General features: G+C 59.2%; 19 protein-coding genes. 9 read left to right on the top strand and 10 right to left on the bottom strand.

From position 1 onward, the window contains the following. Positions 1 to 2: 2 nt before the first annotated feature. The gene (locus tag ACH2ED_RS13540; protein WP_395091960.1) at positions 3 to 1106 is read right to left on the bottom strand and encodes a rhamnogalacturonan acetylesterase; all 1104 of its coding nucleotides are present in this window, start codon (positions 1104 to 1106) and stop codon (positions 3 to 5) included. 110 nt (positions 1107 to 1216) lie between these two features. Here ACH2ED_RS13540 and ACH2ED_RS13535 point away from each other — a divergent pair, with 110 nt between their 5' ends. Then, entirely contained in the window at positions 1217 to 2026 is an 810-nt protein-coding gene (locus tag ACH2ED_RS13535; RefSeq protein WP_395091957.1) for a DUF1559 domain-containing protein, read from the top strand. Then, complete coding sequence (locus tag ACH2ED_RS13530) at positions 2013 to 2768, top strand: rhamnogalacturonan acetylesterase (protein WP_395091954.1); 756 nt, start codon at positions 2013 to 2015, stop codon at positions 2766 to 2768. The genes ACH2ED_RS13535 and ACH2ED_RS13530 overlap by 14 nt, the downstream gene beginning before the upstream one ends. On the opposite strand, the gene ACH2ED_RS13525 is transcribed toward ACH2ED_RS13530, so the two are convergent. Next, complete coding sequence (locus tag ACH2ED_RS13525; RefSeq protein ID WP_395091951.1) at positions 2765 to 4270, bottom strand: ArnT family glycosyltransferase; 1506 nt, start codon at positions 4268 to 4270, stop codon at positions 2765 to 2767. The genes ACH2ED_RS13530 and ACH2ED_RS13525 overlap by 4 nt on opposite strands. 170 nt (positions 4271 to 4440) lie before the next feature. Here ACH2ED_RS13525 and ACH2ED_RS13520 point away from each other — a divergent pair, with 170 nt between their 5' ends. Genes ACH2ED_RS13520 through ACH2ED_RS13505 form a run of 4 tightly spaced genes read left to right on the top strand, consistent with a single transcriptional unit; the run spans position 4441 to position 6665 of the window. Then, the gene (locus ACH2ED_RS13520) at positions 4441 to 4917 is read left to right on the top strand and encodes a hypothetical protein (RefSeq protein ID WP_395091949.1); all 477 of its coding nucleotides are present in this window, start codon (positions 4441 to 4443) and stop codon (positions 4915 to 4917) included. A gap of 49 nt (positions 4918 to 4966) precedes the next feature. After that, positions 4967 to 5224 (top strand): hypothetical protein, encoded by a 258-nt coding sequence (locus ACH2ED_RS13515; RefSeq protein WP_395091946.1) that lies wholly within the window; start codon positions 4967 to 4969, stop codon positions 5222 to 5224. A gap of 26 nt (positions 5225 to 5250) precedes the next feature. Beyond that, positions 5251 to 5580 carry a hypothetical protein gene (locus tag ACH2ED_RS13510; protein WP_395091943.1) on the top strand — a complete coding sequence of 110 codons (330 nt, stop codon included), beginning with the start codon at positions 5251 to 5253 and terminating at the stop codon, positions 5578 to 5580. Positions 5581 to 5639: 59 nt separating this feature from the next. After that, complete coding sequence (locus ACH2ED_RS13505) at positions 5640 to 6665, top strand: TolB family protein (protein WP_395091940.1); 1026 nt, start codon at positions 5640 to 5642, stop codon at positions 6663 to 6665. A 2-nt stretch (positions 6666 to 6667) separates the two neighbouring features. Here the strand turns inward: ACH2ED_RS13505 and ACH2ED_RS13500 are convergent, their stop codons facing one another. The 4 genes from ACH2ED_RS13500 to ACH2ED_RS13485 all read right to left on the bottom strand — a co-directional run bounded on the left by ACH2ED_RS13500 (position 6668) and on the right by ACH2ED_RS13485 (position 9622). After that, positions 6668 to 6979, bottom strand: coding sequence for a hypothetical protein (locus tag ACH2ED_RS13500; RefSeq protein ID WP_395091938.1), 312 nt, complete (start codon positions 6977 to 6979; stop codon positions 6668 to 6670). Positions 6980 to 7027: 48 nt separating this feature from the next. Beyond that, on the bottom strand, positions 7028 to 7717 hold the full coding sequence (locus ACH2ED_RS13495; protein WP_395091935.1) for a formylglycine-generating enzyme family protein: 690 nt from the start codon (positions 7715 to 7717) through the stop codon (positions 7028 to 7030). A gap of 46 nt (positions 7718 to 7763) precedes the next feature. Beyond that, positions 7764 to 7934, bottom strand: coding sequence for an MYXO-CTERM sorting domain-containing protein (locus ACH2ED_RS13490; protein ID WP_395091933.1), 171 nt, complete (start codon positions 7932 to 7934; stop codon positions 7764 to 7766). Between the two features lie 95 nt (positions 7935 to 8029). After that, complete coding sequence (locus tag ACH2ED_RS13485; protein ID WP_395091930.1) at positions 8030 to 9622, bottom strand: hypothetical protein; 1593 nt, start codon at positions 9620 to 9622, stop codon at positions 8030 to 8032. Between the two features lie 58 nt (positions 9623 to 9680). Here ACH2ED_RS13485 and ACH2ED_RS13480 point away from each other — a divergent pair, with 58 nt between their 5' ends. After that, positions 9681 to 10343, top strand: coding sequence for a class I SAM-dependent methyltransferase (locus ACH2ED_RS13480; RefSeq protein ID WP_395091927.1), 663 nt, complete (start codon positions 9681 to 9683; stop codon positions 10341 to 10343). 29 nt (positions 10344 to 10372) lie between these two features. On the opposite strand, the gene ACH2ED_RS13475 is transcribed toward ACH2ED_RS13480, so the two are convergent. The 4 genes from ACH2ED_RS13475 to ACH2ED_RS13460 all read right to left on the bottom strand — a co-directional run bounded on the left by ACH2ED_RS13475 (position 10373) and on the right by ACH2ED_RS13460 (position 11881). Beyond that, a complete protein-coding gene (locus ACH2ED_RS13475) occupies positions 10373 to 10528 on the bottom strand; it encodes a hypothetical protein (RefSeq protein ID WP_395091925.1) in 156 nt (51 codons plus the stop codon). Between the two features lie 287 nt (positions 10529 to 10815). Next, positions 10816 to 11382 carry a hypothetical protein gene (locus ACH2ED_RS13470; RefSeq protein WP_395091922.1) on the bottom strand — a complete coding sequence of 189 codons (567 nt, stop codon included), beginning with the start codon at positions 11380 to 11382 and terminating at the stop codon, positions 10816 to 10818. An 8-nt stretch (positions 11383 to 11390) separates the two neighbouring features. Then, positions 11391 to 11546, bottom strand: coding sequence for a hypothetical protein (locus ACH2ED_RS13465; RefSeq protein WP_395091920.1), 156 nt, complete (start codon positions 11544 to 11546; stop codon positions 11391 to 11393). Between the two features lie 56 nt (positions 11547 to 11602). Further along, complete coding sequence (locus ACH2ED_RS13460; protein ID WP_395091918.1) at positions 11603 to 11881, bottom strand: hypothetical protein; 279 nt, start codon at positions 11879 to 11881, stop codon at positions 11603 to 11605. Between ACH2ED_RS13460 and ACH2ED_RS13455 the strand changes: the two genes are divergently transcribed. After that, positions 11844 to 12971 carry an AAA family ATPase gene (locus ACH2ED_RS13455; protein ID WP_395092054.1) on the top strand — a complete coding sequence of 376 codons (1128 nt, stop codon included), beginning with the start codon at positions 11844 to 11846 and terminating at the stop codon, positions 12969 to 12971. The two genes, ACH2ED_RS13460 and ACH2ED_RS13455, sit on opposite strands and share 38 nt — an antisense overlap. After that, positions 12956 to 13477 (top strand): hypothetical protein, encoded by a 522-nt coding sequence (locus ACH2ED_RS13450; protein ID WP_395091915.1) that lies wholly within the window; start codon positions 12956 to 12958, stop codon positions 13475 to 13477. The genes ACH2ED_RS13455 and ACH2ED_RS13450 overlap by 16 nt, the downstream gene beginning before the upstream one ends. Positions 13478 to 13519: the final 42 nt, after the last annotated feature.

Genomic DNA, 13519 nt, shown 5'->3' with positions numbered 1-13519 from the left:
ATCTACGGTGCTTCCGGAAGCCGCCAGCTCCCAGGAGCGGGCGGCTTCGCCGGGTCGAAGGGCCGAATGTCAGCGGCGAGCTGGTGCTTGAGAGGAAGCGTGCTCGTCCGCAATGCCTCCACCACACACTGCGCTAAAAGCCAAGCTCCGTAGTTTGAGAAATGCGTGTCGTCTTTGATCGTCTCGGTATGGACAAAAGCACGTTTGGAGAGCTCAGGGCCGAGCGCCTCAAAGAGTGTCTTGCTGTGTGCGTTCAGATCAATCAGCACCACACTCTCCGCTTTGGCAAGCTGGCGCATCGCCTCGGGATAGTCGCCCAGTGTATTGATAAGTTTCCCAGCAGCATCAAATCGGCGGCGGTACATTGAAGTAACGAGCACCGGAATTGCGCCCACCTTCTGTGCCACGGCCATAAAGCGCCTCAGCTCCTCTTGGTAGGTAGTGAACGGCTCGACGAAGCTGGCACCGGGCTTCTGGTCGTTGTGAGTGAACTGGATAAAGAGATAATCGCCTTTGCGGATCGTACTCTCGATCTTGGCGAGCCGCCGCTCGCCCACAAAGCTTTTCAGCGACTCACCCGATTCGGCGTGGTTGGCAATGGCGATACCGGGCTGAAAGAAGCGTGGCAGCATCTGTCCCCAGGCCGCAAACGGGGCTTTGCTCTGATCGGTCACCGTGGAATCTCCCGCGACGTAGAGCGTGGGAGCTTTTGGATTGGGCGTGACACATAGCTCCTTGAGGCACCCCGGCGGGCAGAGAAACTCCAGATTGAGAAGCTCATCCCAGTCCAGGTGCCCGATCTCGTCTTTTTTGAGGCGCACCAGCTCGCCGCTCGGAAGCTTCGGAGTGCGCACATTGAGCGTGCACTTAACCGTCTTGCTCTCACCTGCCGCCAGCTTAGTCGGCTCCAGCACCAGGCGGCGCATCTCCGCCTTGACACTCACCTCGCCAGGGCCGGTGAGATTGAGCTCAAAATCGTAGTTTCCCTCGGGCACAGCGACCGCAAAGCTCGGCGGCTCCGGGCGCGTGAATCCAAAGCCACGCACCATCTCGAACGCATCGCCGTGAGTCAGCTCATGGCGTTTCCCCTGAAAATAAAAGACCATAATTGCTCTCCCGATAAACCGGTTGATAAATCACGAATACTATGCTATTATACTGCCGTCAACCGGTTTGTGCCGCGCGACGCACTCACCGTACAGGAGTATTTAAATCTATGAAGAACCGTGTCTTTACGCTTATCGAACTCTTAGTGGTTATCGCCATTATTGCCATTCTCGCCGCCATTCTCTTCCCCGTCTTTGCCCAAGCCCGTGAGAAAGCCCGTCAGACAGCGTGCCTCTCCAATGCAAAGCAGCTCGGCACCGCGACGATTATGTATGTCCAGGACTACGACGAGACCCTCCCACTCATCAACATGGCCGATCCACAAACGGGCAGTGTGAACTGCTACGCCAACCACAAGTGGCAAGACGGCCTCTACCCTTACATCAAAAACGCGGGAATCTTCACCTGTCCCAGCGATGCGGACCCCAACAAAATCTGGCGCACCCAGCCCGAGCGTTTGGCGCTCTCGCCTGCCTGTAACACGGGACGATCCCCCGGGGGGAGCTACTCCGCCAATGCCTGGTACGACCATGTGCCTGTCACAAACGGAGCCAGCGCCCCATTTCGTGCCAGCATGGCACAGATCGAAGCCCCTGCCGACACGATCTTTGTCTCCGAGACCAATCCCAACGTGAATGGCCAGCTCTGGACAACCGCGCCCGTTCTCGCGGGGCTGTCCACCACCGTTACCACCACCCTGCGTCAGATGATCATTGCTCCGAGCGCCCTCCCCCCCGTCTTTGGCTACACTGACGGCGCGGGCCGAAAGTTCTGGGTGCTGGGTCGGCATAGCGAGTTCGCCAACCAGATCTTCTGCGATGGCCATGCCAAAGCCATGAAGATCGGACAGCTCGCCACGCGCCGTACAAACTCCGTAGGAGTCATGGTATACCCTTACTGGACCAATGAACAGGACTAAAAACACCACGCTGAACCGTCGTGAACTCTTACTGACCGGGTTGGGACTCGCCATCGCCCCCGCTGAGCCGCCGACCCTCTGGCTCATCGGGGACTCGACGGTTCGTAACAACACAAAAGGACAGCAGGGCTGGGGAAGTGCCTTGCCGCCTCTTTTCGATGCCAGTACGCTCAAGGTGACAAATAAGGCGCTGGGAGGCCGTAGCAGCCGGACATTTCTGACCGAGGGGCTCTGGGACGCTGTGGCCAAGGAGCTGAAAAAAGGCGATACGGTCGTGATGCAGTTCGGGCACAACGACGGTGGCGATAAGTTCAAGGGCACCCGCCCTCGCGCCTCACTCAAAGGCAACGGCGACGACACCGAGATGGGAGTCGTGGAGGCCACGGGCAAAGAGGAGATCGTCCATAGCTACGGCTGGTATCTCCGAAAATACATCACGGAGGCTAAAGCCAAGGGCGCGACTGCGGTGGTCTGCTCCCCCATTCCCCGTAATATCTGGAAAGACGGCAAGGTGGGGCGGGCGGGTAACGACTACGGTAAGTGGGCCAAAGAGGCGGCAGCGCAAGAAAAAGTCCACTTTCTCGATCTGAACACCCTGATCGCGGATCGCTACGAAGTGCTAGGCGAAGAGAAAGTGGCCGCGCTCTTCTTCGGCGACCACACCCACACCAGCCCCGACGGTGCAGCGCTCAACGCCAGCATTGTCGCCGAGGGCCTCAAGAAACTTCTTAAGCTCCTCTAGTAGCCCTTCCTGTGGGCGCTTGGGTCGTAGCCCTTGAAGTCGCGGCAGAGCGTGATGTACCACTGCTTGACGGGGCCATTGTAGCCGGGGCGCGTGAGCAGAATGGGCTTCAGTGGCTCGACAGAAGCAAAGTATTTCCGGGCAACCGGAAGGCTCTCTTTTTCATCGTCCACATCGTTGACCAACACAATGCTCTTTCCGATCAGCGCCTTTTGATCCGTCCAGAGCCTGTAGTTATCCCAGCGGACATTGAAGTACAGCCCGTTGGTCTGCGGTTGGCCGGGCAGATAAAATGCCATCGCGGAGTTCACGCGATAGGTGACGCTGGCATAGGCCACCTCGCGGCCTTCTGCCTTGAGTGTCTCGCCCGCCGCCGCCGTCTGCGCCATCAGCTCGGGCCAGCCGTAGGGCTCGTTGAGCTTGGTGAAGGGCTGTGCAGGAAGCGTCAGGCCGAGCTTGCCCGGTGCGCCCGGAAAAAACGCCAGCAGGCAGAGAAAGACATTCAGAGCCATACTTGCCAGCGGAAGCGCTTTTCTGCCGTCGCGCCAGAGCCGCTCAAAGAGCACCGCCACGGGCAGCAAGCTCGCTAGGTGCATGGTCGTGGGCCAGTTGATCTCCAGCTTGGAGCGCAGCGACGTCCAGATGCAGACGGCCAGGAGTGGCAGGGTGAAGGCCAGCACAAAGGCGCGGGATTTCTCGTCGCAGATAATTGCCTTCAGCTTCACCAAGCACCAGAGCTCGGCTAGCCAGGCGATAAGGCCCACAAAGAGCGCCTGCCCTCCAAGAAAGTCCAGGAACCAGCGACCAAACGCGGCATCGGTATGGCGGCGAGAGAGTGTCTGGATATGCAGCGAGAACATCTGCTCGTGCTGCCGATCCCAGAGCGCGTAGGGCAAGATCCCCAGCAAGGCAATTCCAAATGCAAGATACGGATGCGGCGTACGGAGCCACTTACGGTAGTCGGGCACCAGCGCCAGGAACAGTAAAACGCCGGGCGCGAGCATCAGCATGGTCAGCTTTGAAGCGATTCCCAGCGCCACGCTCACGCCCACGGCGTACCAGAGCGCGGGCTTGTTTTCTTGTAGCGCCTTGGTCAGTAGCCAGAGTGCCAGCGCCCAGCAGACCACCAGAGGGCTGTCGTAGGTGGCGAGCAGGCTCCCGGCGGCGTAGAGCGGCGCGAGGGAGAGCAGCACGAGCATCCACCAGGCCACTGCCTCACCCAGCCAGCGCCGCGCCGTCAGAAACGTCAGCCACGAGCCCAGCGCCGCGAAGACAATCGGCATCAGCCGAACACCAAGGTGCGTGTGCCCCGCGAGCAGTGTCCCCAGCTTAATACAGTACGCAATCCCCGGCCCCTGGTCGTAGTACGACAGATCCAGGTGACGGCTCCACTGCCAGTAGTACGCCTCATCCCAGGCGAGGCCGAGCTGCGCCCCGTAGAAAAGCCGAAAGAGTGTCAGCGCCCCAATAAGCAGCAGCGCCGAGCGTGTGGTGCGTGTCATAGACACTGATTGTACCCGCCCTCATAAAGCCACACATTCCCTTAGACTACCGCACCTGCTGGCATCTCGACAGTGAATTTTGAGACACAAATCCTATGAAATATTGCACGGAACCCAATACAAACCACCGCTCGTCTATAAAGACAAGTTTTGCAAGAAAGGCAACAAACATGAAAAAGCATTTAGCACAACAAATCACCTTCGCGACTATGGTTATAACAATAATGGCAACATCAGCAGCACAATCAAACGCCAGTCAAACCTCTCCACAACAGCAAGGTTTAGTCGGACTAGGAGGTGAGACTCTCTTTGTCTTTAAATCTGACTCAGACTTAAATAAAGACATAAAAACTCGCGTTAATGATTCGCATGATCGCCTACGATTTATTTTAAACAATCCCAATCTAAAATCAAAAGATATTCTAGTAAAACCATTGGGGAATTACGGTGCAAAAATCACAGCCAATGGCCAACTGATAGTCCCTATTGGGGTTTCAGAGGCATCCGCACACGGATCAACTCCTATGCAACTTGCAAAAGACTGGGCATTTCACTTACGTCAAGTCCTTCCAAAGCTCACGGCGCGCCCGGATCTTTTTGCTCGGAGCTATTCCCTGCTTTCCAAGCGCTCTCTCACCAGGCGCTAACAGCACTTCCCCCACCCCCTTCACTTGACTTACCTAAAGGAATAAACCCATGAAAACCAGACGTTTCATCATCACTTTGACCGTTTTGAGTACCACGCTATTTGCCCTCTCAGGCTGTAGCGGCGGAGGCAGTATCTCTGCGGAGGCGGGTCTCTCGGGCGGCCTCTCCAGCGGTAGTGACTCCACCAGTGGTAGCCTCGTTGGCGGTGTAGGAGGGAGCGCAGGCGGCTCAGGCGGCACGTCCTCCTCAGGATCAGGAAGTGGCAGTGCCTCCTCCAGTACCACGGGTAGCGCCAACGCTCACTAGATGCAAGCTAGGAAAGGAATAAACCCATGAACCGGAAGATGATACTACGCACTCTGAGCCTACTGACTCTGCTTCCCACCACAGCCGGTCTGGCTCAGACAACACGTCAGGAAGACAAGAACCTGATGCGAAATCTAGGAGTTGGCCTGGGAGCGGTCGCCCTCCAGAAAGCCGTGCAAGGCAAGCATAAAGATGCCGCCCTCTATGGGGTTGCAGCCGCCTATGCGGGGAAGAAATACGAAGACCGGCGCAAGGAACAGCATGTCTGGCGCAGCTACCGCCGTAAAAACGGCAAGCGCGTCGGCTACTGGCTCATGCGTGGGGAGCGCCGCCTGCGCTACGTTTCCCTAATCTAGCCTTTTCTCCCTCACGTGGCTTTGGCGATGTGAGGGACTTTGTTTTTGAGGAAAAAACGATGTTTCGACAGCCCCGGAATTTGGACCGCCCGATTGTGGTCTCCGCACGCTTTTACACACCCAAGCAAGAAAGCCACTTTCAGCTCTACCGGATCAATCCCGATGGCTCGGGCAAGCAGACACTCACCCATGCCGATGCGGAGGACTACACCCCACGCTGGTCACGCGATGGCAACCATATTCTCTTTGTTCGCTCGTTTGAGCGCCTCAATCCTGTGCGTCTTGAGCTGCACCAGATCACTCAGGATGGGGCTCAGGACAAAAAGCTCTGGGAGACGACCTCGGAGTACAAGCCCTCATTCTATTTTGATGAAGACGATGTCATCCTGACTATCGGACGGAAAAAATATGTCATCCAGGCAAGTACAGGTCGGCAGATCGCCCTCACGGAACGCCCCGTGGGGCTGCTCTCTCCAAGTGGGAAGTACCGTGTCCTAGACAACCGTATCCTCCACGATACGAACAAAACAGTCCTGCTTCCTCCGGAGCTGGAGGCAATGGGCTGGTTAGACAACGCGACACTGCTCTGTGCCACTCGGGAGCGCCCGGAAAATCGCTACCAGCGCCCTCCCTTGCTGCACCTGCTTGAGACCACGGGGCGTCTACGGCGCTCTTTCCGCGTGATCTATGAGCAAGGCGCAGAGGCGCTTGTCCGCCGGGAGGGGCCAGGACGCTGGCGCAAAGCGCTGCCGGTTCCCTGGAATCACGACCAGGCACTCCTGGGCTGCGAGCGCGGCGATACCCTGGCGGGTATGTGGCAGGAGTCACTTTTGCTAGATCTGACTTCAGGAAAAGCCGCCCCTTTTACCCAGCACGGCAGGCTCGCCTTGGCTCCCAACGGCTACGAGTATGTCACAACCTACAACCAGACACGCCGTGCCTACCAGGGACGGCAGATCACACTTCAAGCACTGTATGCCGGAGACCGCCGCAAGCCCACTGCCCAGCGCTCCCTTTTGGGCAGTGAGGTGGAGGTAAATAGCGCGGACTGGTACGGTGGAAGTGAGCTGCGTATCGCTAGCTAGACCTACTCAACGACAAGCTTGAGCTGATCGGGCCTGGCAAGGACGATCTCAGGGCTGCCTTTGAAGTCGTCAAACTTGCCAGAGATCAGTACATGCTTGCCTTTGAGGCTCTGTATGTCCGGGAAATCGGCGTAGTTTTTATCGAAGTTTAAGATCACCAAGCCGTTGCTGCTGGGCGAGAATACTTTTACGACCGTCCCCTCGAACGCCCCGTCTTTGCCGACCAGCTTCTTTGCCCCCGCCAGATCCGTGGCTTTCAGCGCCTTGGTCACAGAGCCATCGCCTGCCTTGAAAGAAAGACGTAGCTTGAACATATCCCTACTGTACTACAACGATCTCGCGCAGCGAAATCCGGTGTCATTTCAGGTGGCTTTCGCGCCCTCGATCCCGCGCTCGTACGTGCGGCAGCCGCGCTCGCCGTAGCCCACCGCGCCGCCTTTGAGAATGCGCTGCTCGGGGTTACCATAGGGGTGGCCTTGCACCCACTCCCAGGCATTGCCCGCCATGTCTCGGCAGCCGTAGGGGCTCGCCCCCGCAGGCACAGAGCCGACCGGACGCACGCGTGAGTACTTGCCACAGGCTAGTTTCAGCGTCGGTTTGGGCGCACGGGCCGCCACTTTATTCCTATCCCAGGTAGCGCCCCAGGGAAACCGACGGCCATCCGTGCCACGCGCCGCTTTCTCCCACTCATCCTCAGTAGGGAGCCGCTTGCCCGCCCAGTGCGCATAGGCTTCGGCATCGGCGTAGGTCACGCCCGTGGCAGGGAGTTTTGCCTGGCCAGAATCGAATGTGTGCGTGGGGCGGAAGCATGCAAACTCGGCGTTGGTGACTTCGTCGCGATCAATAAAAAATGTGGGAAGAAAAACCCGGCGCTGGGGACGGCGCTCCTCATCGGTGTCGGGATCATCCGTTCCGATCAGGGCTTCCCCCGCAGAAATGAGCACCATTCCCTCCGGAGTCGGTGGGAGGCGTGTGGGCAGTGTGGCAGACCGACAGCCGCTCAGAAAGAGCACTAAGAGCAGTGCCGCACCGTCTCGTAGAGAAGCTTGCATACTCTCTCTACAAACACGGTGCGGCGGAAAGTTCCGGTGCCCTGTTTTAGTTCTTGCGGCGACGCGCAAGAGGAAGCAAGCCAAGTAGTGCCAGGCTCAGAGTTGCAGGTTCAGGAATACAGTTCGGAGCATGATGCTGGGGATCATTCCCCGCGTAAGCAGGAACAGTGACAGCAAGACCAATAACCATGGCCAAAAGGACCGCTCGAATGTTCATTTAGATTTTTCTCCAGATCGTTGGATACGATCAAAAAAACATTCGCAATTTTCTAGCCAGAGCTGACCCCCAAATACATCTGCCTATTTCCGCGACTATAAACTGGTAATTTTAAGGGTTACGTTAGCCTCGACCGGTGTTAGAAATGTCAGAAGCACCCGCACGAGCCCGGGGGCGATCTCGGCATCGCGCATTGCCCACATCTGGTGGGCGCTGGCTCCCGGCGAGATCTCAATGACATCACGGCCATAGCGCATCCGTCCCGTGCCGCGTTTCAAAAAGATCACCTGCCCTGCGAGGGGCTGAAGGGCGGTATCATCGGTCTCCCAGATGCCGCCGGGGGCAAAGTCCAGCGCGATTTGCGCCGGGACACGGTCCATGCCATCGAGTGTTTTGTAGTGCAGGGTGATGCCGCCCTCGATCTCGCGAACCGTCAGCTCACTGAGACAGTAGGGCACGCGGCGCAGTGTGCGTTCTGCGCGTAGCTCCGAGTAGCGCTCCAGTGGCACCGGGCGCCCCAGAGGCAGCTCGTAGCCAGGCCGATAGGGTGACAGCTTTCCCTCGGAGCGAAGAATCACCGCGCCGTCGTCTTCCCGAATTGAGTCCCCCACGAAGCGCCCCACCCCAAAGTACGACTGGCTGATCTTCACGCTCACTAGCTCCACCTGCCCGGCGACCAGATGCAGCAGCCGCGCTGTGCTCCCAAAGACTGTGGCGCTGAGTGCCCCGCGCCGAATCCGATGGGCCTGCAAGACGGGATAGTGGCACGTATAGCTCTCTGGCAGCCTCGGATCAATCGGCTCAGGCTCCCCGAACTTCCTTAAAAACTGTACCAGTGAGTAGCCATCGGCGGGCGCCTTTACACTCAGAAATGCAGCGGCTTGCAAGAAGCGCGGCTCGTTTAAGAGAGTCCCCGCCCAGAGGTAGGGAATAATCAAGGCGGAGGGCACGGAGCGTGTACCGTGGTCCTGCCGCCGTGATAGCCCGGTCTCGATGGTGCCGTCGGCATGGAACAGGTGCAGGTTCAGCGCTAGATTACGATCTACCGCCGCCAGGCAGTTTTCTTTTTCGTAGCCGCACTCGGCCAGAATCAGCAGCGACTTAACACAGATCGCATCGTAGACCCCGGCACTGCGCTCGATCCACGCGCCGTCGGCGTTGAGGTCGAAGCCCTCCGCGAGATAGCTCTCGATCACGGGCTTGATCTGCTTGGACAAATCCGGGAAACACTGCTCGGCCAGCGCGAGACCAGCGCTCATGACCCAGCGGTGATTGGGCGTGTGAAAGCCTCCGGTGAGTGCTCCCACGACCATGCGACGGAGGAAGGCTTCAACTCTACCCTCTAGCCCCCGCCCGGCGGGGGAACTCCCCCGTTGGACGGGGGGCGGGGGGTAGGCGGGGCACATCGCTTGCAAGATAAATCCCGCATCGGGGCTGGAGTCGAAGTTGCAGTCGCGCAGATCCGTGAGGCCACTGGGTCTTTGATAGGCTTCCAGGTAGTCCAGAGCGCGGGCAGCTGCATCTAAATTCTGACCCGTGTAGAGGCAAAGCGCCACCAGCGAGCACGTCCCACCCGGATCGTCGAGGCCCCAGTCGGCGCGGTGAATCGCACCGTCGGGGTGCTGGAGAGCCACGTAGGAATCACACTGGGCTGCCAGCTTTGGCAGCGCTGCGTCAAGAGAAAACATGGGGGGCGTATTCACCGCGATGCAGGAAAAAACCTCCCTGAGCGGGAAAGATACGCGCATGTCACGAACTTCATTCGCCCTCCCAGAGGCGCTCCATACCTACCTACTTGCTGTCGGCACACGCCCCGATGCCGTGCGCCTTGGCCTACGAGAAGCCACCAATGCCCTTCCCAACTCGGGGATGCAGATTAGCACCGAGCAGGGTGAGTTTATGGATCTGCTCATCAAAGTCACCGGCGCGACGAAATGCTTGGAAGTGGGAACCTTCACTGGCTACTCCGCGCTGGTCACGGCGCAAGCGCTCCCGGAAAACGGCACGCTGATCTGCTGCGATGTCTCCGATGAGTACACGGCGATTGGCAAGCCCTTCTGGGCCAAGGCGGGGGTGGCGCATAAGATAGACCTGCGCATTGCCCCCGCTACCGACACTCTCGACGCGCTCTTAGCCGACGGCCAGGCGGCGACTTTCGATTTTATGTTCATAGACGCCGATAAGCACAACTACGACTCCTACTACGAGCGCGGCTTGCAGCTTCTGCGACCTGGTGGGCTGATCGGGATTGACAACACGCTCTGGAGCGGAAAAGTGATTGACGACGAGGCACAAGACGCGGACACCGTGGCGCTGCGGGCCCTCAATGCGAAGATCCACGCCGACGCGCGCGTTCAAGTCTCGATGCTCCCCATCGGCGATGGCCTGACGCTCTGCCGCAAGGTGTAGACTCGAACCGGAGCCGCCCCACTGCCCGTTTATTCGGAGAAGTTGAACTTGTGGTTCTCGAAGAACCGAAATGAGTCCCGATCTACCTCACTCAGAGAGACATCAAGTACCGCGATCGCTTCTGGCTGAGCGTCGTCCCATACAGCGACAAGGTCCACTTTATGCCCGTCAGCTAACATTCCCACAAGGACATCGTAGATAGCCTTTGTCGCTTCGATATCATCCGCATCCTCCGGACACCACTCTTCTGGAGGGGCGAAATCCCAATCGTTTCCCTCACACAAATGCCTGAAATGGCAGCTACATCCACCGTACTGACATTCAAGGAACCACTGCCTAGGATGGCCTAGCAGCTTGACAAGGGCCGGATCACCCTCGTTTGAGAGCGGTAGAAAGTGATAGAGCGCGGAGGGAAGCTGACCGAGGTCTTCCCAACTTGTGGTTGAGAGATAGACTAAGTAGCACATACAGCTTACTTAAACGTCACGGGGCGCTTGACGTAGGTGGCGATCTCATTGGCGAGCGTGAGGGCCTCGCGCTCATCGTAGACCTCGTAGATCGCCTGCTCGTGGCCGTCGGTGTGGAGCAGGCTCAGGGCGTAGAGATAGCGCCCGGCGGGATCGTGGCGCTCCTGCACCCTGATGCCCTCGACGCGGCGAAAGCGTGTGACGAGCTCGGCATTACGAAAAATCGTCCCGTTGCGCGCATTGAAGACAAACGTGATCGGGGCTTTGTAGACGTGCTTCAGGTAGAGGGGGAACCCGATCAGCAGCCCCAGGGTAGAGATCAGCCAGAGGAAGCCAAAGTGATTTTTCTGAGGGGTAAAAAAATCGGCGGAGGAAACCACATTCCACTGCGCGGATTTGAGTGTCGCGATGAGCCCTAGCACGAGGACACTACTTGCCATGAAGGCAAAAAATCCCAGTGCGTTCCAGGTAAAGTTTCCCTGGTGCTGGAGTGTCACCGTGAGCTGCTCCGGCTGCCGCTCGATTAGAAACGAGCCAATGGTTCGCGCGGGCACGGGTTTAGTGAGGGCCATAGTAGCCACTACGGAGGGGGAGGGGGGCCGCCTCCCCCTTTAAAAGGAGTGGGTGTGGATCGGATCGTGATAGGCCCCGAATCCTTGGTCTCCAGCGTCGTGCCGCCCGCGCCACAGCCTGCCGCCAAGAGGAGCAAAAGGAACCATACGAAAGAGCGTCTCATGGCTATGGTTTACCCCAATTTAGAGGCAGATGCAACCGGCCTCCGCTCACACGATATTACGTCGAATTTCCAGCCGCATCTTCCTCCTCCTCAGATTCAAAAATACTGGTAGGCTGGTCGTGAGAGTGGAGGCGAATCGGGTCGCCCGCAAGGCTCATGGCGGCGGGAATATCAAGCCGTGTGTCAATTTGGTAGGGGTTTGGAGCAACCGGAGCGGCGGCATCCAGCACGGAGCTGAGCAGACGCAGCAGCAAGCGCCGCGCCCCCTCTTCGTCACCCAGAGTCGCCCGAACGCGAATTGCTTGCTCGGGAGGAAGGTCAATGATGATACGCACGGCGAATTATACCGTCAACCATGGAGATAACACGGACAGAGGCGGCGTCTCGATTGCGCTTTGCGCGGTGGCGGGAGAGCACTTGCTGCTCATCGGGCCACCCGGGACGGCAAAGTCTGAGGCAGCGCGGCGCATGGCAAAAACACTGGGCGGGAGCTACTTCGAGTATTTTTTAGGGCGCTTCACCGAGCCCAGTGAGCTTTTCGGCCCGATTGATCTACGGCGCTTGCGTGACGGAGTCGTCGAGACCGAGACCAGCGGGATGCTACCCGAGGCCGAGCTGGCGTTTCTCGATGAGATTTTCCTAGGCTCCACCGCGATTCTGAACACCCTCTTAGCCATCCTCAACGAGCGGACATTTCGGCGTGGGAGCAGGCAGCTTGCGGTGCCACTCCGGCTCTGCATCGGAGCATCCAACGCCCTGCCCGATGAGGGTGCACTGGCGGCGTTTGCAGACCGTTTTCTGGTACGTCTCTTTCTTGACCCCGTCGCCGATGCGCTTTTGGAGGACTTACTGGAGCAGGGCTGGAACCGACAAGGCCTTGCGCCGGAGCCCCTTGCCACGCTCGCCGACTTAGATAGCCTCAGCGCCGCGTGCGCCTGTGTGGAGCTGGCAAGTATTCGCCCGATACTGGCTCAGGCGCTCCGCACGCTCCGTCAGGCAGGCGTGACACTCAGTGACCGGCGCACCGTACGCACCCAGCGCCTGATCGCCGCTGCCGCTACTCTGGCGGGTCGCACCAGGGCGACCCCCGCCGATCTCTGGCCGCTGATCTACGCCGTGCCCACGCGCGACGAGCAAGCGCTCGCCCGCGAGGCACTCAGGCCCCTACTCGCCGAGACAGAGAACGTTGCGCTCCCCCACGCCGCCGAAGAAGCATCGCTTGGGCCCCTCGCGCGGGCACAGCGCCTCTCAGGGGGGATAAAGAAGCTCCTGGCCGCGCCGCCCGACACCCCCGATGCACTGGCAGCCTGGAAGCTGCGGCTTGAAGGGGCACTGCGCGAGATAGACGCGGGCTTCGCTCCGGAGAGGCTCCCTGCGGACTTAGCACAGCTCCGACAGAAACTCATCGAGTGGGTGCGCGTGTGAGCCTTGCGCTGGAGTGGGAAAACCGCGAGCCGCCGCTCGCCCCGGTGGGCATGGTAGCGTTTGGCTCCGATGCCGCCTTGCTTTCCGAGCGCCTGGCACGGCTGGACGCGAGTGTGACGAAGCACCTACGGGGGGTTAGAGGGAAAACACTCCTCGCCCTCCTCGGCCCACACGACTGGCTGCCGTGGAGCCCTGGCGTGATCTACCTCGCCCCCGATCCCACCGTGTCGGCGCTGTTTCTGCCAACCACACAACGGCCCACGGTATCGCCCGCGCTCGTGCTCGCCGCTCTTACCCAGTGCTTCCCAGAGCTTCGTCCCCCACTGGCACTCCTCCCGACCTGTTGCTTCTCGCTCGCCGAGGCATCCCTCCCCCAGCCCCTCCCTTCGCCTGAAACCCAACTTCGTTGGGGCGAAGGGAGGGGAGCCAGAGGGGTGGGTATGGTGGCTTCACCCCCTCTCCTCCCACGGAACGTGGATAAAGAGGGAGAGGGGGTCGCGCAGTGAGGAACGAACAAAGCGGGGGGAGTGCACAAAGCGGGGGGAGTG

Source organism: Armatimonas sp., from assembly GCF_043757465.1.
Classification (GTDB): domain Bacteria; phylum Armatimonadota; class Armatimonadia; order Armatimonadales; family Armatimonadaceae; genus Armatimonas.
Note: the sequence above shows the minus strand (reverse complement) of the source record. Positions and strands in the feature narration are given on the sequence as shown.